This window comes from Natronococcus roseus (genome assembly GCF_043677095.1).
Classification (GTDB): Archaea; Halobacteriota; Halobacteria; order Halobacteriales; family Natrialbaceae; genus Natronococcus; species Natronococcus roseus.
Genome location: NZ_JBHLJR010000008.1, coordinates 38,990 through 61,409 on the forward strand (window position 1 = coordinate 38,990; position 22,420 = coordinate 61,409).

24 protein-coding genes are annotated in these 22,420 nt (G+C 65.9%); 15 read left to right on the top strand and 9 right to left on the bottom strand.

Features of this window, described 5'->3' with window-relative positions:
* The first annotated feature begins 19 nt into the window (after nucleotides 1-19).
* The 11 genes from ACFEMD_RS19740 (at nucleotide 20) to ACFEMD_RS19790 (ending at nucleotide 12,073) form a co-directional block, all read left to right on the top strand.
* Nucleotides 20-304, top strand: a complete 285-nt coding sequence (locus ACFEMD_RS19740; RefSeq protein WP_278292212.1) for an NADH-quinone oxidoreductase subunit J — start codon at nucleotides 20-22, stop codon at nucleotides 302-304.
* The gene (locus tag ACFEMD_RS19745; protein WP_394742999.1) at nucleotides 301-729 is read left to right on the top strand and encodes a hypothetical protein; all 429 of its coding nucleotides are present in this window, start codon (nucleotides 301-303) and stop codon (nucleotides 727-729) included. Before ACFEMD_RS19740 ends, ACFEMD_RS19745 begins: the two co-directional genes overlap by 4 nt.
* Nucleotides 726-1,031: an NADH-quinone oxidoreductase subunit NuoK gene (gene nuoK / locus ACFEMD_RS19750; protein ID WP_005553423.1), complete on the top strand. Its 306-nt coding sequence runs from the start codon at nucleotides 726-728 to the stop codon at nucleotides 1,029-1,031. The genes ACFEMD_RS19745 and nuoK overlap by 4 nt, the downstream gene beginning before the upstream one ends.
* Nucleotide 1,032: 1 nt before the next feature.
* A complete protein-coding gene (nuoL, locus tag ACFEMD_RS19755; RefSeq protein ID WP_394743000.1) occupies nucleotides 1,033-3,069 on the top strand; it encodes an NADH-quinone oxidoreductase subunit L in 2,037 nt (678 codons plus the stop codon).
* Entirely contained in the window at nucleotides 3,066-4,592 is a 1,527-nt protein-coding gene (locus ACFEMD_RS19760) for a complex I subunit 4 family protein (protein WP_394743001.1), read from the top strand. Before nuoL ends, ACFEMD_RS19760 begins: the two co-directional genes overlap by 4 nt.
* Nucleotides 4,592-6,121, top strand: coding sequence for an NADH-quinone oxidoreductase subunit N (locus tag ACFEMD_RS19765; protein WP_394743002.1), 1,530 nt, complete (start codon nucleotides 4,592-4,594; stop codon nucleotides 6,119-6,121). The genes ACFEMD_RS19760 and ACFEMD_RS19765 overlap by 1 nt, the downstream gene beginning before the upstream one ends.
* 90 nt (nucleotides 6,122-6,211) lie before the next feature.
* Nucleotides 6,212-7,693: a DHH family phosphoesterase gene (locus tag ACFEMD_RS19770; RefSeq protein ID WP_394743003.1), complete on the top strand. Its 1,482-nt coding sequence runs from the start codon at nucleotides 6,212-6,214 to the stop codon at nucleotides 7,691-7,693.
* A 43-nt stretch (nucleotides 7,694-7,736) separates the two neighbouring features.
* The gene (locus tag ACFEMD_RS19775; RefSeq protein ID WP_394743004.1) at nucleotides 7,737-8,543 is read left to right on the top strand and encodes a CBS pair associated ParBc domain-containing protein; all 807 of its coding nucleotides are present in this window, start codon (nucleotides 7,737-7,739) and stop codon (nucleotides 8,541-8,543) included.
* 64 nt (nucleotides 8,544-8,607) lie between these two features.
* Nucleotides 8,608-9,345 carry an NAD(P)-binding oxidoreductase gene (locus ACFEMD_RS19780; RefSeq protein WP_394743005.1) on the top strand — a complete coding sequence of 246 codons (738 nt, stop codon included), beginning with the start codon at nucleotides 8,608-8,610 and terminating at the stop codon, nucleotides 9,343-9,345.
* A 46-nt stretch (nucleotides 9,346-9,391) separates the two neighbouring features.
* Entirely contained in the window at nucleotides 9,392-11,092 is a 1,701-nt protein-coding gene (locus ACFEMD_RS19785) for an acyl-CoA mutase large subunit family protein (RefSeq protein WP_394743006.1), read from the top strand.
* A 66-nt stretch (nucleotides 11,093-11,158) separates the two neighbouring features.
* Nucleotides 11,159-12,073 carry a cation diffusion facilitator family transporter gene (locus ACFEMD_RS19790; RefSeq protein ID WP_394743007.1) on the top strand — a complete coding sequence of 305 codons (915 nt, stop codon included), beginning with the start codon at nucleotides 11,159-11,161 and terminating at the stop codon, nucleotides 12,071-12,073.
* On the opposite strand, the gene ACFEMD_RS19795 is transcribed toward ACFEMD_RS19790, so the two are convergent.
* The 4 genes from ACFEMD_RS19795 to ACFEMD_RS19810 all read right to left on the bottom strand — a co-directional run bounded on the left by ACFEMD_RS19795 (nucleotide 12,074) and on the right by ACFEMD_RS19810 (nucleotide 14,447).
* Entirely contained in the window at nucleotides 12,074-12,352 is a 279-nt protein-coding gene (locus tag ACFEMD_RS19795) for a hypothetical protein (RefSeq protein ID WP_394743008.1), read from the bottom strand.
* 80 nt (nucleotides 12,353-12,432) lie between these two features.
* Entirely contained in the window at nucleotides 12,433-12,813 is a 381-nt protein-coding gene (locus tag ACFEMD_RS19800; RefSeq protein WP_394743009.1) for a DUF7541 family protein, read from the bottom strand.
* A gap of 196 nt (nucleotides 12,814-13,009) precedes the next feature.
* The gene (locus ACFEMD_RS19805) at nucleotides 13,010-13,225 is read right to left on the bottom strand and encodes a hypothetical protein (RefSeq protein ID WP_394743010.1); all 216 of its coding nucleotides are present in this window, start codon (nucleotides 13,223-13,225) and stop codon (nucleotides 13,010-13,012) included.
* A 157-nt stretch (nucleotides 13,226-13,382) separates the two neighbouring features.
* A complete protein-coding gene (locus ACFEMD_RS19810; protein WP_394743011.1) occupies nucleotides 13,383-14,447 on the bottom strand; it encodes a polyprenyl synthetase family protein in 1,065 nt (354 codons plus the stop codon).
* Nucleotides 14,448-14,615: 168 nt separating this feature from the next.
* Between ACFEMD_RS19810 and ACFEMD_RS19815 the strand changes: the two genes are divergently transcribed.
* The 3 genes from ACFEMD_RS19815 (at nucleotide 14,616) to ACFEMD_RS19825 (ending at nucleotide 18,217) form a co-directional block, all read left to right on the top strand.
* On the top strand, nucleotides 14,616-15,926 hold the full coding sequence (locus ACFEMD_RS19815; RefSeq protein WP_394743012.1) for a M28 family peptidase: 1,311 nt from the start codon (nucleotides 14,616-14,618) through the stop codon (nucleotides 15,924-15,926).
* A 42-nt stretch (nucleotides 15,927-15,968) separates the two neighbouring features.
* A complete protein-coding gene (locus ACFEMD_RS19820) occupies nucleotides 15,969-16,736 on the top strand; it encodes an NAD(+)/NADH kinase (protein WP_394743013.1) in 768 nt (255 codons plus the stop codon).
* A gap of 245 nt (nucleotides 16,737-16,981) precedes the next feature.
* Nucleotides 16,982-18,217, top strand: a complete 1,236-nt coding sequence (locus ACFEMD_RS19825) for an RNA-guided endonuclease TnpB family protein (protein WP_394743014.1) — start codon at nucleotides 16,982-16,984, stop codon at nucleotides 18,215-18,217.
* Nucleotides 18,218-18,300: 83 nt separating this feature from the next.
* Here ACFEMD_RS19825 and ACFEMD_RS19830 read toward each other — a convergent pair whose 3' ends face one another.
* The 3 genes from ACFEMD_RS19830 to nth form a co-directional block, all read right to left on the bottom strand.
* The gene (locus ACFEMD_RS19830) at nucleotides 18,301-18,459 is read right to left on the bottom strand and encodes a hypothetical protein (RefSeq protein WP_394743015.1); all 159 of its coding nucleotides are present in this window, start codon (nucleotides 18,457-18,459) and stop codon (nucleotides 18,301-18,303) included.
* A 105-nt stretch (nucleotides 18,460-18,564) separates the two neighbouring features.
* On the bottom strand, nucleotides 18,565-18,816 hold the full coding sequence (locus tag ACFEMD_RS19835; RefSeq protein WP_394743016.1) for a hypothetical protein: 252 nt from the start codon (nucleotides 18,814-18,816) through the stop codon (nucleotides 18,565-18,567).
* A gap of 88 nt (nucleotides 18,817-18,904) precedes the next feature.
* Nucleotides 18,905-19,588, bottom strand: coding sequence for an endonuclease III (nth, locus tag ACFEMD_RS19840; protein WP_394743017.1), 684 nt, complete (start codon nucleotides 19,586-19,588; stop codon nucleotides 18,905-18,907).
* Nucleotides 19,589-19,706: 118 nt separating this feature from the next.
* On the opposite strand from nth, the gene mvaD reads away from it, so the two are divergent.
* The gene (gene mvaD / locus ACFEMD_RS19845) at nucleotides 19,707-20,684 is read left to right on the top strand and encodes a phosphomevalonate decarboxylase MvaD (protein ID WP_394743018.1); all 978 of its coding nucleotides are present in this window, start codon (nucleotides 19,707-19,709) and stop codon (nucleotides 20,682-20,684) included.
* 157 nt (nucleotides 20,685-20,841) lie between these two features.
* Here the strand turns inward: mvaD and ACFEMD_RS19850 are convergent, their stop codons facing one another.
* Together ACFEMD_RS19850 and fen are read right to left on the bottom strand one after the other, a co-directional pair.
* Complete coding sequence (locus tag ACFEMD_RS19850; protein WP_394743019.1) at nucleotides 20,842-21,144, bottom strand: hypothetical protein; 303 nt, start codon at nucleotides 21,142-21,144, stop codon at nucleotides 20,842-20,844.
* A gap of 250 nt (nucleotides 21,145-21,394) precedes the next feature.
* A complete protein-coding gene (fen, locus tag ACFEMD_RS19855) occupies nucleotides 21,395-22,372 on the bottom strand; it encodes a flap endonuclease-1 (protein ID WP_394743020.1) in 978 nt (325 codons plus the stop codon).
* Between the last annotated feature and the right edge of the window lie 48 nt (nucleotides 22,373-22,420).

Sequence of the window (22,420 nt, forward strand, 5' to 3'; positions counted from 1 at the left end):
CGGGCAGACACTCACAATAATGACATATGAGCTGATCGCGTTCGCGCTGTTCGCGTTTGTCACGCTCGCCAGCGCGCTCGGCGTCGTGTTGCTTGCCGACCCGTGGCACTCAGCACTGATGCTCGGCGTGACGCTGGTCAGCGTCGCGGTGTACTACGTGATGCTGGCGGCGGAGTTCGTCGCCATGATGCAGATCCTCGTCTACGTGGGCGGGGTGCTCATCCTTATCACGTTCGCCGTGATGCTTACCCAGCGCGAGGACGCGGACGCGGAGACGGAGACCGACGAGGTGGTACAGACATGACCAACGGGCCGCAACTCCGGCTCGGCGAATCGCTGTTGCCCGGGATCCTCGCCGTTGCGCTGTTCGGCGTGATGGCGATGATCGCGCTCAACACCGGCTTTGCCGACGAGATGGTCGGCTTCCCCGAGGGGATCTCGGTTACCTCCGAGATCGGCTACGCGCTGTTCGACTTTACGGCGCTGCAGTCGACGGAGGGGTCGATCGGCAACACCGAGCCGTTCCTCGTTTCGTTCCTGCTGGTCGCGATCGTCCTCGACGCCGCGCTGGACGCCGCGCTCGTGCTCGCGAAACGCGAGACTGAGGGCAAACCGATCGCGGCGCTCTCGAGCGTCTCGACCGGCGACTCGGCGAGCACCCAACCCGCGGCGACCGACGGCGGCGCCGAGGACGGCTCCTCGCGCTCGAGCGGAGGTGAGCAGCGGTGAACGTTCCCATCGAGTACTTCGTGTTGCTGTCGATGGCGCTGTTCTCTATCGGTCTCTTCGGGATTCTGACGCGCCGAAACGCACTGATGTTCCTGATGTCCGTCGAGATCATGGTCAACGCGGCCAATATCAACCTGATCGCGTTTGCACTGTATCACGGCAACCTCACGGGACAGGTGTTCGCGCTGTTCGTGATGGCGCTCGCCGCCGCGGAGGTCGCGATCGGACTCGGGATCATCCTAGTGTTGTACCGCAACTTCCGTGACGTCGACGTCACGGTTCCGACGACGATGAGGTGGTAAGATGGAAGGGTTATTCGACTACGCACCGGCAATCGCGCTGTTCCCGCTTGCGGCGTTCGTCATCGCTCTGGCCTTCGGGCCGAAGCTCCCGAAGAAGGGGGCGATCCCAGGCATCGTCGCGACGGCTGGCTCGTTAGCCCTCTCGCTTGCGATGGTCGCGGCCGTCGCGGGCGGCGAGGAGGGGTACTATCACACGACACTATTCACGTGGGCGGCCGGCGACGCCGCTGGCGAGGTCGGCGAGGGGATCGAGTTCACGTTCGGCATCCTGATCGATCCGCTCGCCGCGCTGATGCTCGTGATCGTCTCCCTGATCGCCTTCCTCGTTCACGTCTTCAGCCTCGAGTACATGAACGCCGAGGGCGAGACCGGTCTCCCGCGGTACTACGCCGGGCTCGGCCTGTTTACGTTCAGCATGCTCGCCTTCGTCTACGCGGACAACCTGCTGATGGCGTTCATGTTCTTCGAGCTGGTTGGGCTGTGTTCGTTCCTGCTGATCGGCTTCTGGTTCCGCACCCGCTCGGCGCCGTCGGCCGCGAAGAAGGCGTTCCTTGTCACCCGGTTCGGTGACTACTTCTTCCTGATCGGGGTCGTCGCCATCGCCGCGACGTTCGGCACGCTCCAGTTCGCCGGCGACGACTCGTTCGTCGCTGCGGCCGAGGCGGCCATCGACGACGGCGGCCAGCTGTTCGGCTTCGACGCCGAGACCTGGGTGACGATCACCGGGTTGCTCGTGCTCGGCGGCGTCATCGGCAAGTCCGCCCAGTTCCCGCTGCACACCTGGCTGCCCGATGCGATGGAGGGTCCGACCACCGTCTCCGCGCTGATTCACGCGGCGACGATGGTCGCGGCCGGGGTCTACCTGGTTGCCCGGATGTTCGGCTACTACGCCCTCTCGCCGACGGCGCTGGCGATCATCGCCTTCGTCGGCGGCTTCACCGCGCTGTTCGCGGCGACGATGGGCGTCGTCAAAGACGACATCAAGCAGGTGCTGGCGTACTCGACGATCAGCCAGTACGGCTACATGATGCTCGGGCTGGGCGTCGGCGGCTACGTCGCCGGAGTCTTCCACCTGATGAACCACGCTTTCTTCAAGGCGCTGCTGTTCCTCGGCGCCGGCGCCGTCATCATCCTCATGCACCACGAACAGGACATGTGGAAGATGGGGGGGCTGAAGAACAAGGCGCCCGTCACCTACTACACGTTCCTCGCGGGCGCGCTCGCGCTCGCCGGGATCATCCCGTTCTCGGGCTTCTGGTCGAAAGACGAGATCCTCTACGACGCCCTGATCGTCGGCACCGAGCAGCCCCTGATCATGGCGGCGTACGCGATGGGACTCCTCGCCGTCTTCTTCACCGGCTTCTACACCTTCCGGATGGTGTTCCTGACGTTCCACGGCGAGCCGCGCTCGGACGTCGCCGAGGACCCCCACCCGGTCGGCTGGGCGGTGAAGTTCCCGCTGATCGCACTCGGCGTCCTCGCGGTCGTCGCGGGCGTCGCCAACCTCGCCCCGGTCGCGAAGCTCACCGGGCTCGAGATCGAGTTCTTAAACGAGTGGCTCAGTAGCGGCGTCGAGGGAACGACCTACGTCGCCTACACCGACGCGCTCGCGGCGGTGTACGACACCGGCTACATCGGCACCGAGTCGACGACCGTGCTGATCGCGGCGGGGCTGTCCCTGCTGCTCGCCTTCTCGGGTGCCGGCCTGGCCTGGAAGCTGTACAACGTTCCGGAGCCGGTCGCACACAAGGAGCGTCTCGGAGGCGTTCGCGAGACGATCGAATCCAACTACTACCAGGACGAGTACCAGGTCTGGCTCGCGGAGGGGCTGACCCTGCCGCTGGCTCGAGCCGCGGACCGGTTCGACCAGACCGTCATCGACGGCACCGTCAACGGCGTCTCGTCGGTGAGCCTGTTCGGTAGCGATCGGGTCAAACGGATCCAGACGGGGATCGTGACTAACTACGCAGCGCTGATCGTAACCGGCTTTATCGCCCTGGTTATCGTGTTCGGCGTTCTTGGAGGGTGGTTCCTATGATGATCGAAGCGCTACTCGCGGTGACACTGGTCGGTGCGCTGGTAACGCTCGTCGCGCCGAATCGTATCGCCGGCAAGCTGGCCTTCGGGATCAGCCTGATCCCTGCGGCGCTCAGCCTGTGGATGTTCACGGCGTTCGACGGCAGCGGGAACGCCCTGCTCGACGGCGAACTCGCCTTCGAGTCCCAGTTCGAGTGGATCCAGCTGGGCGACTACACCATCTCGTGGCTCGTCGGGCTCGACGGGATCAGCCTGCCGCTGGTCGTGTTGACGACGGTGCTTACCTCGCTCGCGATCATGAGTTCGTGGACGCCGATCGACGAGCGCGAGTCGCAGTTCTACGGACTCGTGCTCTTCATCGAGGCGAACCTGATCGGCGTCTTCACGGCGCTTGACTTCTTCGTCTGGTTCATCTTCTGGGAGGCCGTGCTGATCCCGATGTACCTGCTGATCGGCGTCTGGGGCGGCCCGCGCCGGAAGTACGCGGCGATCAAGTTCTTCGTCTACACGAACGTCGCCTCGCTGCTGATGTTCGGTGCGTTCATCACGCTCGTGTTCGGCCTCGGCGACGTCACCAGCTTCGCGCTGCCCGAGGTCGCCACGGCGATGCTCGAGGGCGGGCCCGACGGCTTCGCCGGCCTCGGGGGCTCGGCGCTTGCCTCGGTCGTGTTCGTCGCGATGTTCGTCGGATTCGCGGTGAAGGTACCCATCGTGCCGTTCCACACCTGGCTGCCCGACGCTCACGTCGAGGCGCCGACCCCCGCATCGGTGCTGCTGGCCGGGGTCCTGCTGAAGATGGGGACGTACGCCCTGCTGCGGTTCAACTTCACGATGTTCCCGGAGCAGGTCGAGGCTTACGCGATCCCGATCGCCGCGATCGCGGTCATCAGCGTCATCTACGGCGCGATGCTCGCGCTGGCCCAGACCGACCTCAAGCGGATCGTCGCCTACTCCTCGGTGTCGTCGATGGGCTACGTCATCCTCGGTCTGGTCGCCTACACCCAGTTCGGCGTCGGCGGTGCGACCTTCCAGATGGTCAGTCACGGCCTGATCTCCGGACTGATGTTCATGGCCGTCGGCGTCATCTACAACGCGACCCACACCCGGATGGTCACCGACATGTCCGGGATGGCCGATCGGATGCCAGTCGCCGTCGGCATCCTCGTCGCCGGCGCCTTCGGCTACATGGGACTGCCGCTGATGAGCGGCTTCTTCGGCGAGTTTGCCATCTTCTTCGGCGCCTTCGGCTCCGGGCTGCTGGCGTACTCGCAGCTTTTCACCTCGCTGGCGATGTTCGGTATCGTCATCGTGGCTGGCTACCTGCTGTTTGCCCTCCAGCGGACCGTCTTCGGACCGTATCACCTGGAAACCGACTACGACGTGGGCCGCGCGCCGCTGCACGACGTCGCACCGATGTTCGTGTTGCTCGGCATCATCATCGCCCTCGGCGTCGCGCCCGAACTGATCTTCGACATGATTACAGACGCGGTCGATCCGATCCTGGAGAACGGAGGTGACGCCTGATGGCGGTGTTCGAGCTCCCCGACTGGGCCGCACTCGCCCCGGCGTTGATCCTCGTGGCGACGGCACTCGCGCTGTTCGTCATCGACAGCATCAACCCGCACACGAAGAACCGATCGCTGCTCGCGGGCACGACCGCGGTCGGCTCGCTCGCGGCGCTGGGCGTCGCCGTCTGGTTCATGGTCGCCGGCGTCGGCACGCCCACCGCCGCTGGCGGTCGCGGCGTCGTCGAGCTGTTCGGCGGCCAGCTCGTGGTCGACCAGATGGCGCTGTTCTTCATGACCGTCGTCTCGGTCGTCACCGCGCTCGTTGCCGTGGCGAGCTACGACTACATGGGCGACCACGCCTACCAGGCGGAGTACTACTCGCTGATGATGCTCGCGGCGACCGGGATGGCCACGATGGCCGCCGCGAACAGCCTGGTCACGATTTTCATCGCCCTCGAGCTGGCGAGTCTGCCATCCTACGCGCTGGTCTCGATCCTCAAGGACAACCGTGGCAGCGTCGAGGGTGGCCTGAAGTACTTCCTGATCGGCGCGCTCTCGTCGGCGATCTTCGTTTACGGGATCTCGCTCGTCTACGGCGCGACCGGCCACCTCCAGCTCGAGGCGATCGCGGACAACCTCCAGGGTGCCGGCGAGTACGGCGGCCTGCTCGGGCTCGGCATTCTGATGTTGATCGGCGGCTTCGCGTTCAAAACCGCCAGCGTCCCCTTCCACTTCTGGGCGCCAGACGCCTACGAGGGCGCGCCCGCGCCGGTCGCGGCGTTTCTCTCCTCGGCGTCGAAGGCGGCGGGCTTCGTGATCGCCTTTCGCGTGTTCACGACGGCGTTCCCGCTCGAGCCGACGACCGCGGTGATCGGCGTCGACTGGACGCTCGCGTTCATCATCCTCGCGATCGTCACGATGACGCTGGGTAACTTCGCTGCGGCGACCCAGGACAACGTCAAGCGGATGCTCGCGTACTCCTCGATCGGTCACGCCGGCTACGCCTTGATCGGGCTCGCCGGCCTCTCGGCCGACGGCGGCGAGATCGTGATGGGCGCGGCGATGATGCACCTGCTGGTCTACGGCTTCATGAACACGGGAGCGTTCCTGTTCGTCGCGCTCGCGGAGTACTGGGGCGTCGGTCGCACGTTCGAGGACTACAACGGGCTCTCGAACCAGGCGCCGGTCGCCTGTTTCGCGCTCGGAATCTTCATGTTCAGCCTCGCGGGGATCCCGCCGCTGGGCGGGTTCTGGAGCAAGTACTTCCTCTTTACCGGCGCGATCCAGGCGGCGACGGCAAACAGCGCGATGTTGATCGTCGCCGCGGCGCTGGTGGTCAACAGCGCGATCTCGCTGTACTACTACGCGCGGCTGGTGAAGGCCGTCTGGATCGAGGACCCGGTCTCCGGGCGCGACACGCTCTCCCAGCCGACTGGCCTGTACGCGGCAATCATCTTCGCTGCCGTCCTGACCGTCGTCGCGCTGCCGGTGTTCGGCCCGATCGCCGACGCCGCACTCGAGGCGGCGACCGTCGCGATCAGCTAACCCCGGCCGCGTCGGCGTCTCGTCTTCTCGGCACCATCGTTCTCACCCGAGCCGGTAGCTTTTACCCGACGGGGTTGCAAGCACCGACGTATGGTTTTTCGGCTCGTACTCGGCTGTGGCACCGTCGGTCGGCAGACGATCGGACGGTTACCCGAGTGCGACGGCCGGCTACTCGTCGTCACCGACGACGAACAGACTGTCGAGACGCTACGCGACGAGAGCGTCCCGGCTCGAGACGCCGACCCGGCCGATCCCGCCCTCCTCGAGAGCCTCGAGAGGCCCGACGTCGTCTTCGTCGCCGGGGATCGCACCGATCGCAACCGGCTCGCACTCGAGCGTGCCCGAGACCGGTTCCCGACCGCGTCGATCGTCGCCTACCTCGGCGGGAAACCGACCGAGGAGGATCGGACGGCGTTCGACGAACTCGCGGACCGGGTCGTCGACCCCGAGCTGGCCATCGGCGACGCCGTCCTCAGGGAGACGACGAGTTCGCCCGCCGACGCCGGGATTCGGCTCCGGCGACACCTTCAGGGACTCGAGGGTCCGCTCGCGGTCGTAATGCACGACAACCCCGACCCCGACGCGATCGCCAGCGCGGTCGCGCTGGCCGAAATCGCCGAGTCGGTCGGCGTGTCGGCGGACCCCTGTTACTTCGGACGGATCTCCCACCAGGAGAATCGGGCGATGGTCAACGTCCTCGAACTGGACCTGCGAAACTTCGAGCCCAACGCCTCCCTCGAGGAGTACGGCTCCTTCGCGCTGGTCGATCACTCCAGGCCGGGCGTCAACGACCAGCTTCCGGAGGATCTCCACGTCGACATCGTCATCGACCACCACCCGCCACGCGGTCCGGTGCCGAGCGACTACGTCGACCTCCGGGAACACGCCGGCGCGACGAGTACGGTGTTGACCGAGTACTTAGAGCGGTTCGGGTCGGGGCTCGACCGGGCGGTCGCGACGGCGCTTCTGTACGGGATCCGCGTCGACACCGACGAGTTCACCCGAGAGGTCTCGGCAGCCGACTTCGAGGCGGCGGCGACGCTGTGGCCACACGTCGATACCGACGTGCTCCGACAGATCGAACAGCCGTCCCTCGAGGGCGAGACGCTGGAGACGATCGCCCGCGCGATCAAGAACCGGGAGCAGCGGGGTTCGGTCGCGGCCGCGAGCGTAGGCCGAATCGGCGACCGCGACGCGCTCCCGCAGGCGGCCGATCGGCTGCTCACGATGGAGGGTGTCGACACGTCGCTCGTCTTCGGCTTCATCGAGGAGATGGTGTTCGTCTCCGCGCGGTCGCGGGCGACCGACGTCGACCTCGGCGAGACCCTGCGGGACGCGTTCGACCGAATCGGCAGCGCGGGCGGCCACGCCGACATGGCGGGCGCCCAGCTCGAGATCGGCATCCTCGGCACCGCCGACGACGAGCAGGTCGACTCGATCGTCAGCGTCGTCGAGGAGGTCATCACGGATCGGTTCTTCGAGGCGATCGAGAGCCAGCCCGGCACGCCGGTCGGCTCCTACACCCAGACCAGCGAGGTGCTGTTCTCGCTCGAGGAGCCCGAGACCGAGTAGCGACGACGACAGTGCTTTTGCACCGGGGTTGCGTTGGTACGGTATGGACGTAGCGTCGGACCGGACCAAACCCCAGGTCAAAGACTACATGACCCGCGACGTGGCGACGGTCTCGCCCGACACCACCGTCGGCGCGGTCGCGAACCGAATCGCCGAGACCGACAACCACAGCGGCTTTCCCGTCTGCGAGCGCCGGCGCGTGGAGGGCTTTATCAGCGCTCGCGATCTGTTGCTGGCCGACGAGGGTGACCCGATTTTCAAGGTGATGACGACGGACCTGCTGGTCGCCCACCCCGAAATGAAGGTCACCGACGCCGCCCGGGTGATCCTGCGCTCGGGGATCCAGAAATTGCCCGTCGTCGACGACGCGGGCAACCTCGTCGGCATCATCTCGAACGCCGACGTGATCCGCAGCCAGATCGAGCGCGCGACCCCCCAGAAAGTCGGCAAACTGGTCAACACGTTAGAACAGATCCACAACGTCGAACTGCGCCAGGAGCGCCGGACGGTCCCCCTCGAGAAGCTCACGCCGACCCAGGGACGGGTGTACGCCGACGAACTCGAGGGCCGGCGGTACGAACTCGAGAACGGGCTGGCCGAGCCCCTCGTCGTCATCGACAACGCCGGCACCCTCCTGCTGGCCGACGGCCACCACCGCGTGCTCGCGGCTGACCGCCTCTCGATCGACGAGATGGACGCCTACATCATCGTCATCGACGATCCGATCGACCTCGGGATGGCCCGCACGGCGAAGAAGGAGGGCCTCGAGCGAATCAGCGACATCGAGGTCGTCGACTACGCGCGCCACCCGCTGGTCCAGACGACCGAACGGCTCCAGGGCGAGGAGTAGTCCGAACCGTTCGCTCCGTTGATCACTGATCAGGGTTTTGCCGCTCGAGCGAGTACGCGGTTCGATGACCGACGACAGTTCAACGACCGTACTTATTGCGGGGGCGAGCGGCGACACCGGGACGGAACTGCTCGCTGTCCTCCGGCCGACGGATCTCACGGTTCGCGCGACGACCCGGTCGTACACGAACGTCGATCACCTCGAGCGACTCGGCGCCGACGAGGTGATCGTCGCGGACTTCTTCGAACCCGGCGACGCGGTCGCGGCCGTCGAGGGGTGTGACGTCGTCTGCTGTGCGCTCGGCACGCCGCCCAGCTACCGCCACACCGTCGGCGGCAAGCTGGTCGATCGGACCGGCGTCAGCAACCTCCTGACGGCCGCCGTGAGCGAAGAAGTTTCTCACTTCGTCCACCAGAGCGCGATCGGCGTCGGGAGTTCGAAGGCGGGACTCCCGCTGCCGGCCAGACTCCTCATCAGGGGTTCGCTGAAGGCCAAGGCCGACGCCGAGACCGCGATCCGTCGGTCGGGGATCGACTACACGATCGTTCGGCCCGGACGACTCACGAACGAGCCGCCCAGCGGCGACATCGTCGTCGGCGAGGGTGGCGACTCCGTCGCGGGATCGATCTCGCGGGCCGACGTCGCCCGCGTCATGGCCGCCGCACCGTTCACGCCGGACGCGCGAAACCGGACCCTCGAGGTCGCCAGCCGAAACGGGCTCTCGGGTCCGCCGAAACGCGTCGTCGAGGTCGACTGGGGGTTCGACCGCGTCGAGGCCGACCGCGATCGGATGCGCCTGTAACTATCACCCGGAATCCTTAATGGATGGTCCGGCAAAAATTACGATCATGTACGACGATGAGGATCTCGAGTCGATCCGCCAGGCCGGCGAGGAGTGGGAAGCGGAGAGCCTCGAGCCGACGCTCGAGGCCCACGGCGAGCGAAAAGACCGGTTCGCGACCATTTCGAACCTCGAGGTCGATCGGCTCTACACGCCCGAGGACGTAAGCGATCTGGACTACCTCGAGGATCTCGGCTTTCCGGGCGAAGAGCCGTACACCCGAGGGCCGTACCCGACGATGTACCGCGGGCGCACCTGGACGATGCGCCAGTTCGCCGGCTTCGGGACCGCCGAGGAGACCAACGAACGCTTCCACTACCTGATCGACGAGGGCCAGACCGGGCTGTCGGTCGCGTTCGACATGCCGACGCTGATGGGGCTTGACTCGGACGACCCGATGAGCGAGGGCGAGATCGGGAAGGAAGGCGTCGCGGTCGACACCTTGCGGGACATGGAGATCCTCTTCGACGGGATCGACTTGGAGGAGATCTCGACGTCGTTTACCATCAACCCCTCCGCGCCGGTGATCTACGCGATGTACGTCGCACTGGCTGACGATCAGGGCGTTCCCCGCGAGAAGATCCGCGGCACCCTCCAGAACGACATGTTCAAGGAGTTCATCGCCCAGAAGGAGTGGGTGATCCCGCCCGAGCCCTCGCTGGACCTCGTGACGGACACGATCGAGTTCTCGACCGAGCAGACGCCGAAGTTCCACCCCGTCTCGATCTCGGGCTATCACATCCGCGAGGCCGGCTCGACCGCAGTCCAGGAGCTGGCCTTTACGCTGGCCGACGGCTTCGGCTACGTCGAGGACGCGATCGATCGGGGCCTCGACGTCGACGAGTTCGCCCCGCGCCTCTCCTTTTTCTTCAACTGCCACAACTCCTTCTTCGAGGAGATCGCGAAGTACCGCGCCGCACGCCGGATCTACGCCCGCGTGATGGACGACTGGTACGACGCCGAGCGCGCGGAGTCCAAGCGGCTGAAGTTCCACACGCAGACCGCGGGCCAGTCCCTGACGGCACAGCAGCCGCTGAACAACGTCGCCCGCGTGACGATCCAGGCGCTGGCGGGCGTCCTCGGGGGCACCCAGTCGCTACACACCAACAGCTTCGACGAGGCGCTGGCCTTGCCCGGCGAGAAGGCGGTGCGGGTGGCGCTTCGGACCCAGCAGATCATCGCCGAGGAGTCGGGCGCCGCCGATATCGTCGATCCGCTGGGCGGGAGCTTCGCCGTCGAAGCGCTGACCGACGAGACCGAACGGCGCGCCATGGAGTACATCGAGGAGATCCGCGAGATGGGCGAGGGCTCGGTTCGGGACGGGATCCTCGAGGGGATCGACCAGGGCTACTTCCTGCGGGAGATCCAGGAGGCCTCCTACGAGTACCAGGAACGGGTCGAACGCGGCGAGGAGGTCGTCGTCGGGGTCAACGCCTACACGATCGAGGAGGACACCAGCCCCGAGATCCTCCAGGTCGACGAGGACACCGCCGACCGCCAGCTAGGCCGACTCGAGGACGTCAAGAGCAAGCGCGACGACGGCGAGGTCGAGGCGACGCTCGAGGCCCTCGAGGGGGCCATCGACCGCGGCGAGAACACGATGCCGTACATCGTCGACGCGGTGAAGGCCTACGCCACGATGGGCGAGATCATGGACGTCTTCGAGGCCGAACACGGCGCCTACAGCGAGCAGATCGGACTGGCCTGAGCGATCCGTTCCTTGCCACTCCCTCCCGAACCTATTCTATCGCCGGTGCGATAGGGGACGTTGTCGATGGTCTCTACGCGTCTCGTCGTCCTCGTCTCGCTCGTCGCGAGCCTCGTGATCGCGATCGCGAAGTTCGTCGCCTACCTGCTCACCGGCAACGTGAGCATGCTGAGTCAGACGTACTACTCGCTCGCCGACGTCGCCAACCAGGGACTGTTGCTACTGGGATTTCGGCTCAGCGAGGAAGGCGCGAGCCGCAAACACCCGTTCGGCCGCGGGAAGGAGCAGTACTTCTTCGCGTTCGTCGTCACCGTGCTCCTGTTCGGGATCGCCGGCTTTGCTTCGGTCCGGGAGGGGTACGCCGCACTCGACGCCGGTGGATCTGTCGACGACGCCGACGTGACGATCAACTACGTCGTCCTCGGCGTCGCGCTGATCTTCGAGTCCTACGCGCTGTACACTTCCTACGGCGGGATGCAAACCGAGCGCGAGGCGAAGGGCTTTCGCTCGCTGTTCGAGACGTTTCGGCGCTCCAAGGACCCCTCACTGCTCACCGCGGCCACGGAGAACTTCGTCGCGGTCGTCGGCGTGCTGGTCGCGATCGGCGGAATCTACCTCACCGACCGCACCGGTGCGGTCGTCTACGACGCGGCGGCGAGTATCGTCATCGGACTCCTGCTGATGGGCCTGGCGCTGGCGCTGGCCTGGGAGAGCCGCAGCCTCATCGTCGGCGAGGGCGTGACCCACCGCGAGCGGATCGCGATCGTCGACGCGATCCGCGCGGTCGACGGCGTCGAGGAACTGCTCGACCTGCGGACGATGCACCTTGGTCCCGAGTCGGTACTCGTGGCGTGTGACGTCCGTTTCCGATCGGACCTCGAGACGGCCGACCTCGAGCGAACGGTCGACGCCGCCGAGGTCGCGATCCGGGAGCAGGTCCCCGAGGCCGATCGGATCTACGTCGAGGCCGAGTCGGCCTGATCAGTCGTCCTCGAAACGTGCGATCGACGCGAACACGAACGCCAACGTCGCCAGAAAGACCCCGACCGTCACGCCGGCGTACAGCGCCCCCGTCGTCGGCGAGGCGACGAACGTGATCTCGAGGACGGTCACGTCCTCGACCCCGGTGCGGGCCGGGATCGTGTAGCCGAGGAGCGCTCCGAGCGCGGCCGACGCGGGGACGAGCGCGAATCCGAGGGCGACGGCAAGACGCCGTCTCTCGAGCGATCGGCCGTCGCGTCGGTCGGAGTCAGTAGCCACGGCTGACGGTTCGAGAGCGGACGTTAGACGGTTGTCGGTTTCTCGGGCGAACGCGGGGAGGCCGTGTTCGGCGCGGACGGCTACCCGCGACGGTATCGCAGGACGACGGCACCGACGGCCGTCGCGACACCCGCGGTCGCAAGCGCGACGCCCCGGGTCGCGAGGCCGAACGGATCGCCGTCGGCAGCGACGACCTGTTCCGTGCCGACGGCGTACAGTCCCGCACCCAGCACGACGAAGAGGGCGCCGAAGCCGATCGCGAGCGGCCAGGGGCTCGAGGCGTGGCCCGACTCCGTAATGAAACCAGTGACGCTCGACGCGAGGAGCACGAGGCCGCCGATCGCGACCGGGAGGACGTCGACGAGGATGCCGATTTCCGAGAGGACGAGTCCGGCGGCGATCAGAACGGGCCAGGGGCTCGAAGTGGGCGGCTGTTCGGTTTCGGTCGAACGGTCGGTCATATCGGCCCGTAGGACCTGCCGCGTGTAGTACCTGCCCAAATCGAGCCGAACGGATCGATGCCCCGGACGCGTCGTCAGCGCTCGAGACGTCTCTCGAGTCACAGTGGTCGTCGAAACGAGTTACCCGTCGCTCGCACTCGAACTGGCAGCATCGGTCGTGTCGGCCACCGATTCGCGAGCAGGAGTATACTGCCTTTCAATGACTACTGTACGCTTCGATCGAACCCTGGTCCGTGTCGCTCTTGTACGAACTGTACGCGGCCAGTGCGAAGAGCCCGAGGACGAATCCTGCGGCGAACAGCGCCGCGACGCCGTACGCCCACGGACCTGGATACGCGACTTCCGCTCGGTTCGCATCGTAGTAGATCCATCCGCCGACGAGAACCGGAATCACGAACGCGACGACTGCCACGAAGAGTACGCCCCCTGTCCACTCGAAAACGGGTATACCGGTCGAGTTGCGAATCAGTCAAATGTGTTTTCTGTTGGTCTGTCCTGATCGGGACCGGATAGCCTCGAGCGAAAACAGCTATCGCGGTTGCGCCGGCAACTCGTCACAGCGATCCGTATCAGACGTCGCGGTCGATGACGAACTCCGTGAACTCCCGGAGCTTGCGCTCGTTCTCGGGATCGAACTCGAGTCCGTCGATCGCCGCTCGAGCTTCAGTCGCCAGCTCGAGGGCGTGCTCGCGGGCGTACTCGATGCTGCCGGCCTCCTCTAAGATCGACAGCGCCTCGCCGATCTCCTCGTCGGTGTTGTCGTCGGCCTCGAGGATCGCCTCGAGTCGACGAGCCGTTTCGGGGTCGCTCTCCTCGATGGCGTGGATCACGAGCAGCGTCTTCTTCCCCTCGCGGACGTCGTTGCCGAACTCCTTGCCGAACTCCCCGGCCCGGCCGAGCGAGTTCTCGACGTCCAGGATATCGTCGCCGATCTGGAAGGCGACAGCGGTCAGCTCGGCGTAGCTGGCGACTGCCGCCTCGACGTCGGCGGGCTGGTCGGTGATGATCGCGGCCAGCCGGGCGACGATCCGCCCCAGACAGCCGGTCTTGCAGGCGCACATCTCGAGGTACTGCTCCGGCGTGACCCGCACCTCGCTCTCGTTGTGCCAGCAGATGTCCATTCCCTGACCGAGGTGGGTCCGATTGAGTTCGTCCATCAGCATCTCGTAGGCGGCCAGCCGCCGCTCGGCCGGCAGCTCCGCCTGTTCTCGGGTCAGGATCTTCAGCGGCAGGAAGTACATCGCGTTGCCCGCGTTGAGCGCGATGTCCTCGTCGAAGACGTGGTGGAGGGCCGGCTCCCCCCGGCGCATCGCGGCCTCGTCCTCCACGTCGTCGACGATGATCGTTCCGTTGTGGAGGATCTCCGGGATACAGGCGTAACGCAGGTACTCCTCCGGATCCTCCCCGAACGAATCGATGAACACCAGAAACAGTACGGCCCGCCAGCGTTTGCCGCCCCGATCGAGCAGCTCCCAGAGCGGGTCGGATAGCGCCCGTTGGATCCCCTCCGGGTCGTACTCGTAGGTCGGCTCGCCGAAAAAGTCCTCGAGGTACTCCCCCTCGACCTCGCGCGGTACGAGATCGGCGATCGCCTCGTCGATAGCCGGCTGCCACTCGGCAAGCGTCTCCCGCATACCACCCTCGAGTGGGAGCGAGGTAAAAAAGATTCAGTTCCGCGTGTCTCCCCACGCTCGCGGACGGTCGCGCTCGCGGGAGTGCCACGCCGTGGCGAACTGTCAGAGAGCGTACTCACCGTCGTCGAAGCCGATACCGTTACACGGCGCCAGGGAGACGGTGCGAGCATGAGTACGTGGATCGGCGAGCTGTTTCGAAGCGACGTCGGCTGGAATCACCTGGAGGACCTGGTCGACGTCGGGAATCGGATGGCCGGCAGCGCGGGCGAGCGCGAGGCCGCCGAACTGACCCGCGACGCGCTCGAAGACGCTGGCGCGGAGAACGCCCGGCTCGAGTCCTTCGAGATCCAGGGCTGGAGCCGCGGCGAGAGTTCGATCGTCGCCGGCGAGACGAGCCAGGACTGTATCGCGCTGCCGCGCAGCCCCGCGGACGGTGTCGAGGCACCGCTGGTCGATCTGGGGTACGGCCTGCCCGAAGAGTTCGAGGAGGCCGACCTCGAGGATAAGGTCGTCATGGTCCGAAGCGACATCCCGAGCTACGCGGACCGGTACGTCCACCGCCGAGAGAAGTACTACCACGCCGTCGAGGCCGGCGCCGCCGGCTTCGTCTACCGCAACCACGTCGAGGGCTGTCTGCCGCCGACCGGCAGCGTCGGCACCCCCGAAAATCCGATCGGCGAGATCCCGGCCGTCGGCGTCTCGAGCGAAGTTGGCGCCCGCCTGGCGCGGCGGTTCGACGGCGAGCCGATCGAGGTCTCGGTCGACGCCGACGTCTACGACGCGGAGAGCCAGAACGTCCACGCCGAACTCGGCCCCGACACCGACGAGCGCGTGCTCGTGACGAGCCACGTCGACGCCCACGACATCGCAGAGGGTGCACTGGACAACGGCGCGGGTACCGCGATGGTCGTCGAACTCGCGAACGCGCTCGCCGCCCGCGAGGACGACCTCGAGACCCGCGTCGAGTTCGTCGCCTACGGCGCCGAGGAGGTTGGACTGGTCGGCTCGAACTACCACGCCGAGACCGCCGACCGCGACGCGATCAAGGCGATCGTCAACAACGACGGCGTCGTCCGCGATCGAACCCTCGAGTTCACGACCCACGGCTTCGACGGGCTCGAGGACGCGGCCGAGACGGTTGCCGACCGCTACGATCACCCGGTCGATATCGTTCCTCGACTCGGCCCCCACAGCGACCACTGGCCGTTCGTCCAGTGGGGCGTTCCGGGCTACCACGTGATGTCGACCTCCGACGACGTGGGCCGGGGCTGGGGCCACACCTTCGCCGACACGCTCGACAAACTCGAGGTGCGCGACCTGCGCGAGCAGGCGATCCTGCTGACCGATCTGGTCGTCGACCTGGCGGGCAAGGACCGGTCCGTCGAGCCTCGCTCGCCCGAGGAGATAATCGACGACCTCGAGGACCAGGACCTCGCCGAGGGGATACGGGTGACCGGCGACTGGCCGTACGACGAGTAGCGGAACCGTATCCTTTTGCATCGGCCGCGCGAACGCCGAGCTATGGACGCCGCGTGGGAACCGCCGGATGACGGCGCCGTCGTCGGAGTCGTCGCCGAGGAACCTGACCGTGGGAGTGCAGTCGCCGACTCGCTGAGTGGTGCCCTCGAGCGCACGGGGTCGACGGTCGTCGAGGGGTCGGCTGCGGCGCTGTCGGCCGGCGAGGTCTCGGTGGTGGTCGCCGTCGGCGAGCACGCGCTGTCGGCACTCGCCCGCGAGACCTCCGACGTTCCGGTGCTCCCGGTCGGGGAGCACATCGGCCTCGAGTCGGTCGCAGCCGAGTCGGTTGCCGACGCGCTCGAGGCGACCCTCTCGAATACCGCCAGCGTTCGCTCGCGTCCGGTCTTCGAGGTCGCCCTCGAGGGAGAGCGCTACCGCGGACTGTTCGACGTCACGCTGGTGACCGCCGAACCCGCCAAGATCTCGGAGTACAGCGTTCGATCGAACGACGAACTCGTCGGCTCGTTCCGGGCGGACGGCGTCGTCGCGGCGACGCCCGCCGGCACTCACGGCTACGCGAGCGCCGTCGACGCGCCCGAACTTTCGGCCGCGCTCGAGGCCGTCGCTGTCGCCCCGATCGCACCCTTCGCGACGCACGCTCGCCAGTGGGTGCTCCCGCCCGGATTCGAACTGCAGGTCGAACGCGACGAGGGCCCCGTCACGCTGGTCGTCGACGATCGCTCGGTCCGGTCCGTACCCGTGGGATCGCCGGTCGAGCTAACGTTCGAAGACGAACTCCGAACGCTGGTCCCACCGGCGGACTATCTTTAAACAGCGAGAGAATCCCGGCCTTTAGGCCGGGCGTGAATCGCGTCACTTGATTTCGCAGCCGCCGCTACTCGGCGGAACTGGATTCCATACGTTCGTCGATGCAGCCTCTTACGAGACTGGATAGGTTGATGTGGTTTTCGTCGATCCATTCGACTTGATCTTCTCGGATCGTTATTTGCTTCCGTTCCATCACGTCACGCTACAACTCCGTAATGTATAAGTGTGGCGGATGTGTATAGATGGGTATGGCAGAGGAGGTGACGAAAACGCTCGAGGCGACGCTTGCCCCACCGACACAGGGGAAAGCGCTGCGTCTCCGTCGCCTCCTCTCCACCTACCGCGAGGCGTTGCACGATGCGTTCGACTCCGGTGCCGATACGATGAACGGCGTTTCCGACGTGGTAACGCCGTTCGACCTGCCGTATCAGGCGAAGGCTGCGCTGTGTAGCTACGTCCCGAAACTCCGGAAAACGTACAACGCCCGCGAGTTAGACGACGAACACCCGCTCCGGCTCACGAACCAAGCCGCGAAGTTCGACCGGGACGAATCTCGACACCACGAGATTTGCTGGAACGTGCCCTTGCCGGGGCGCGGAACGAACTTCTGGATCCCGCTTCGAATCAATCCAGAGCAAGAATCGCTCTGGCACGATATTCTTAGCGGGGACGCGAAGGCCGGTCAGATTCGGCTTCAGCAGAACCGGAGTAGCTGGGTGTTGCACGTTACCGTCACGTACTCGGTCGAAGAAACCGAGTCGGACGGCGACGAGACGTACATCGGCTTCGATATCGGCGAATCTGCGTTGATTACGGGCTGTGCCCTCAAGCGCAACACGCCGACGAAACCGATGCTCGAAAGTGGCAGTCGAGCGCGACACCTCCGCAAAGAGATGTTCACGACCCTGAAGCGCCTTCAGGAACGTGACGCCGCCGACTGGCGAGTGGACGAACGCTTCGACCACTACCAGAACGCGCTCACGGATATTGTCGAGAAGGCGTCTCGGGAAGCCGTCGAATACGCCAGGTCCTTCGAGAACCCGGTGATTGTGATGGAGGATCTGTCGTATATCCGCGAGAATCTGGACTACGGCAAGTACATGAACCGACGCCTTCACGCATGGGCGTTCGCCCGGCTTCAAGGCCGGATCGAGGACAAGGCCACCGAGGACGGAGTCCCGGTCCGGTTCGTGAACCCGCGCTACACGTCCCAGACGTGCCACGCGTGCGGACACCTCGGCTCTCGTGGCTCGCAAGCCGAGTTCACGTGTACGAACGACGACTGCCACGTAACAGAGCTCCAAGCAGATATCAACGCGGCGGCGAACATCGCCGGTCGCGTCAATCCGTGGGGAGAGAGCGTTCCTTGGGAACCGGAACGCGATGACTCGCCTCGGAACGGGAGCGCCAGTGACAGCGCCACAGTCCACCGCGAGACGAGCGAGAAATCCTCGCAGATGACGCTCGCGGCCTACTCGGACTGAAACCTACGGCACAGCCGGAATCCCACTGTTGTGGGAAGCCTCGCCGTTTACGGCGAGGAGGATGTCACCGGCGATAACTCGGCTCAACCGCCTCGAGCGTCGACCTCGGGTTCCGCCCGCTGGAGGTCGTCGCCGCGGACGAGCAGGTAGCTGATCAGGACTAGCAGACCGAGAACGACGACGAGCACTGCGACCACCGCGAGGTACGTCGCGATCGGATCCGTCGTCAGTGCCAGGAGCATTCGTGTAGCTACACGTACCAGTCCGTATTAATTAAATCATCCACGCAGTATAGTTCGGACGACGGAACGAAAACGGGGCAACGCGCGAGACGGCGGGAACGAACGTTAGCTCTCGAAGGGCTCCTCGTCGCGGTGGTTGTTCGGGTTCTGGTGCTCGAGGGCGTCGTCCTCGCGGTCGTCGGACTTGTGCTCGATATCCTGGCGGCGCTGCTCCTCGTCCTGTCGTTCGCGGGCCTCCTTTTCTTCCTCGGTCAGCCCCTCCTCGTCTTCGTCCTCGGCGTCCGCGTCCGCGTCCTCGTGGGTTAGCTCGACGTCCCGTCCGTGCTCGTCCTTGCCGGTCTCGTTGTTGTCGGACATAGTGATCTCGGGAGTTGGTTCACACGGGCGGCGAAAAGACGTTCGGCTTGCAACGGACGGCTGCAACCGACGAACCAGTTCGGCGCGACTACCAGGGCTCGCCCGATGCGAGGTCGACCTCGCTGTCGCCCTTCTCCGAGGGACAGACGTCGGCGAGCACGCAGTCGTCGCAGTCCGGACTGCGGGCGGTACAGGTCGCCCGTCCGTGGTCGATACAGAGATGGGTAAACTGCTGCCAGTATCCCTCCGGAACGAGCTCCATTAGCTCCTGCTCGATCGCCTCCGGACGCTCCTCCTCCGTGAGCCCGAGCCGACGGGAGAGCCGTTGGACGTGCGTGTCGACGACGATCCCCTCGACGACGTCGTGGCCGTGCTGGAGCACGACGTTCGCGGTCTTTCGGCCGACCCCCGACAGCTCGGTTAGCTCGTCCATCGTGTCGGGCACCTCGCCGTCGTGTTCCTCGAGGATCGTCTCGCAGGAGCTCTTGATGTAGCCGGCCTTGCTGTTGTAGTAGGTGATCGAGTTCAGGTCCTCGGCGAGCTCCTCTTCGGAGACGGCGACGTAGTCCTCAGCGCCGTCGTACTTCTCGAAGAGGTGTTCGGTCTCGCTGTTGACGCGCTCGTCGGTACACTGCGCCGAGAGGATCACGGCGATCAGCAGTTCGAGTCGGTTCGAGTACCGCAGCGAGATCGTCGAGTCGGGGTACTCGGCCTCGAGCCGATCGACGACCTCGACGGCCTGCTCCTCGGGGGTCTCGAGCGGGGTTCCCATGGCCCGTTCTTTCGATGGCGTCCATTTCAGGGGTTCGGTTCGGCGGTTCCGTACGGAGTGCAGACGGCACACACCCGGATGTCGTGGGTTTTAAGCGCACTTCAGCCGGCTATCCGGTATGAAAGCGACCGCGATCGCCCACCCCATCCAGGGACTCGTCAAGTACCACGGGATGCGCGACGACGAGAAGCGCCTGCCGTACCACGACAGCATCAGCCTCTGTACGGCGCCGAGCCACACGAAGACGACCGTCGAGTTCTCGAGCGACCTCGACGCCGACACGTTCGTCGTCGACGGCGAGACCCTCGAGGGCCGGGCCGCCGAACGGGTCGATAGCGTCGTCGCGAAGGTTCGAGAACAGGCTGACGCCGACCACGCCGCCGATCCCGTTCGCCTCGAGAGCGAGAACAGCTTTCCCACGAACGTCGGGCTGGGGTCCTCGTCCTCGGGCTTCGCCGCAGCGGCGATGGCGCTCTCGGAGGCCGCGGGCCTCGAGGCAGATCTCGAGACGGTGTCGACGATCGCCCGCGTCGGGTCGGCCTCGGCCGCCCGCGCGGTGACCGGCTCGTTCTCTCAGCTTCACACCGGATTGAACGACGAGGACTGTCGCTCTCGAGCGATTCCGAGCGACCTCGACGAGGACGCCAAGATCGTCGTCGGACTCGTCCCCTACCACAAGGAGACCGAGGACGCCCACGACGAGGCCGCCGACAGCCACATGTTCCAGGCCCGCAACGCCCACATCCACGGCCAGATCGCGGAGATGCGCGACGCGCTCCGGAGCGACGACTTCGACCGGGTCTTCGAACTCGCCGAGCACGACTCGCTGTCGCTGGCCGCGACGACCATGACCGGTCCAACGGGGTGGGTCTACTGGCAGCCGGTGACCCTCGAGATTTTCAACCGGGTGCGCCAGCTCCGCGAGGAGGAGGACGTGCCAGTCTACTTCTCGACGGACACCGGCGCGAGCGTCTACGTCAACACTACCGAGGACCACGTCGACCGGGTCGAGGACGAAGTGAGCGACTGCGGCGTCGAGACGATGGTCTGGGACGTCGGCGGCCCGGCGCGGACCGTCGACGACCACCTGTTCTGATCGACGGTGGGTCGTCGGTTCGACAGCACTGAGCTAATGATCCCGTCCGCCACTCCCGACCGTGGCAGCCGCTCCGTCGTGTGGTTCGGAAAGAAGGGGTGGGCTACGTCACCACGTCGCACCAGTCAGCTCCGGGCGACCGTCCGTCGGTCCGCTACTACCGGGGTCGTCCGTAGCTGATCGCGCGCAGGGCCGCGATGACGAGTATCATCGCGATACCCGCTACCGCGAACCACTGTCCGGTCTGGGTCGCGAGCGCGTCCCCGACCATGCCGAGGAGATCGGCCCCCACGGCCTGTCCGACAGCGAATAGCACGACCACGAGTCCGACGAGCATGACGATCGTCTGAGCCGCGGTCGACGCCATCCAGGCGCCGGGTGCGAATCCGCGCGTCTCTTCCGGCGGTCGATCCTCCGTCGACTCCGAACGAGATGCGCCGCGTTCGTTCTGTTGGGACATAGGCGTACACCCGATTTCGAGTACCGGAGTCGGGTGGATTACTATGCGTCAAATAAGGGGTCGCGACGAGCGACGACGGCGCGCTAAACTGATTACTAACGACGAGTGGATCGTCGCCGACGTCGCGGCGGAAATCACCTGTTCGGGCGAACGGGTTCGGCAGACTGTCAGCCCAAAGCGCAGGACACGAGGCCTGCCCGCGGACCGTTTGACTGGTAAAACAGTGAACGACGGGCCTTGACGGCCCGTTTCAGGTCCAGCGGTCGAGTCCCGTCTGGGAGGTGTGCTTTTCGATACGCTCGAAGCTGCGCTCGACCTCGTCGGCCGCCACGCCCCACTCGTCGGTGACGTACGCGCGCGCGGCCTCGAGGTCCGGCTCGATCGTCGTCTCGAAGGCGTAGTCGTCGGTGACGTTCGGATCGCGGAACAGCTGACGAACGCGGTCGCCGTACTCGACGGTATCGCCGCGGGCCTCGAGGACGCTCCAGAGGTCGCCGTGTTCGGTGATCGCGCTGATCGCCGTCTTGGGCCCGATCCCCGACACGCCCTCGTTGAAGTCCGTTCCGATGAGGATGGCGGCGTCGATCAGCTGCTCCAGCGTGAGGTCGTGGCGCTCGAGGGTCGCCTCGAGATCCATCAGCTCGGGGTCGCCCTTGCTCGTCAGCTGGCGCAGCGTCAGCGGCGCGCCGAAGAGCAGAGCGTCGTAGTCCTCCGAGCCGACGTAGTCGGCGTCACCGCGTTTGACCACGTGAGCCGCCTGGGCCTCCCCCTCCGCGGGTGCCTCGACGACGGGCACGTCGAGCAGCTCGAGTAGCTCGCGGCTCGTCTCCTGGATCGTCGGGGTCAGCCGCTGGGTGCGGGACTCGAGCTGGGCGATGGCCACCTGATCGCCCTCCTCGCGGGCGGTCTCGAGCTGTTCCTCGTACGTTCGGCGCTGCTCCCGGCGAGATTCGATCTCGTCTTCTTTGAGCTGTGAGGGGCCGCCGTCGAACACCATGACGGGGGTGACGTCGTGCTCGAAGAACCGAGAGATGCCCTGGACGATACCGATGAGGTTCGCGACCTCGGTGCCGTCGGAGGTGGTGTACTTCTCGCTCGAGGTCCACTTGACCGTCGTCGTCAGATACCGATAGAGCCAGTTGTGGGCGTCGACGGCGATGACGCCCTCGATCTCGTCGAACGGCACGTCCTCGATGACCGCGATGTCCCGCAGTGCAGCGTTACCCATTACTGGTCGTTGGACGCGTCGGGGTTTGAATCGTTGGCTTCCGGCTCG

Excerpts from the sequence above, each read along its gene's own strand:
- ACFEMD_RS19800 (WP_394743009.1), bottom strand. The coding sequence starts at position 12,813 with ATGACCGACCGTTCGACCGAAACCGAACAGCCGCCCACTTCGAGCCCC.
- ACFEMD_RS19780 (WP_394743005.1), top strand. The coding sequence starts at position 8,608 with ATGACCGACGACAGTTCAACGACCGTACTTATTGCGGGGGCGAGCGGC.
- ACFEMD_RS19775 (WP_394743004.1), top strand. The coding sequence starts at position 7,737 with ATGGACGTAGCGTCGGACCGGACCAAACCCCAGGTCAAAGACTACATG.
- nth (WP_394743017.1), bottom strand. The coding sequence starts at position 19,588 with ATGGGAACCCCGCTCGAGACCCCCGAGGAGCAGGCCGTCGAGGTCGTC.
- ACFEMD_RS19770 (WP_394743003.1), top strand. The coding sequence starts at position 6,212 with ATGGTTTTTCGGCTCGTACTCGGCTGTGGCACCGTCGGTCGGCAGACG.
- ACFEMD_RS19830 (WP_394743015.1), bottom strand. The coding sequence starts at position 18,459 with ATGCTCCTGGCACTGACGACGGATCCGATCGCGACGTACCTCGCGGTG.
- ACFEMD_RS19790 (WP_394743007.1), top strand. The coding sequence starts at position 11,159 with ATGGTCTCTACGCGTCTCGTCGTCCTCGTCTCGCTCGTCGCGAGCCTC.
- ACFEMD_RS19760 (WP_394743001.1), top strand. The coding sequence starts at position 3,066 with ATGATGATCGAAGCGCTACTCGCGGTGACACTGGTCGGTGCGCTGGTA.
- ACFEMD_RS19785 (WP_394743006.1), top strand. The coding sequence starts at position 9,392 with ATGTACGACGATGAGGATCTCGAGTCGATCCGCCAGGCCGGCGAGGAG.
- ACFEMD_RS19850 (WP_394743019.1), bottom strand. The coding sequence starts at position 21,144 with ATGTCCCAACAGAACGAACGCGGCGCATCTCGTTCGGAGTCGACGGAG.
- ACFEMD_RS19740 (WP_278292212.1), top strand. The coding sequence starts at position 20 with ATGACATATGAGCTGATCGCGTTCGCGCTGTTCGCGTTTGTCACGCTC.
- ACFEMD_RS19825 (WP_394743014.1), top strand. The coding sequence starts at position 16,982 with ATGGCAGAGGAGGTGACGAAAACGCTCGAGGCGACGCTTGCCCCACCG.
- mvaD (WP_394743018.1), top strand. The coding sequence starts at position 19,707 with ATGAAAGCGACCGCGATCGCCCACCCCATCCAGGGACTCGTCAAGTAC.
- ACFEMD_RS19835 (WP_394743016.1), bottom strand. The coding sequence starts at position 18,816 with ATGTCCGACAACAACGAGACCGGCAAGGACGAGCACGGACGGGACGTC.
- ACFEMD_RS19815 (WP_394743012.1), top strand. The coding sequence starts at position 14,616 with ATGAGTACGTGGATCGGCGAGCTGTTTCGAAGCGACGTCGGCTGGAAT.
- ACFEMD_RS19820 (WP_394743013.1), top strand. The coding sequence starts at position 15,969 with ATGGACGCCGCGTGGGAACCGCCGGATGACGGCGCCGTCGTCGGAGTC.
- ACFEMD_RS19745 (WP_394742999.1), top strand. The coding sequence starts at position 301 with ATGACCAACGGGCCGCAACTCCGGCTCGGCGAATCGCTGTTGCCCGGG.
- ACFEMD_RS19765 (WP_394743002.1), top strand. The coding sequence starts at position 4,592 with ATGGCGGTGTTCGAGCTCCCCGACTGGGCCGCACTCGCCCCGGCGTTG.
- nuoL (WP_394743000.1), top strand. The coding sequence starts at position 1,033 with ATGGAAGGGTTATTCGACTACGCACCGGCAATCGCGCTGTTCCCGCTT.
- ACFEMD_RS19810 (WP_394743011.1), bottom strand. The coding sequence starts at position 14,447 with ATGCGGGAGACGCTTGCCGAGTGGCAGCCGGCTATCGACGAGGCGATC.
- fen (WP_394743020.1), bottom strand. The coding sequence starts at position 22,372 with ATGGGTAACGCTGCACTGCGGGACATCGCGGTCATCGAGGACGTGCCG.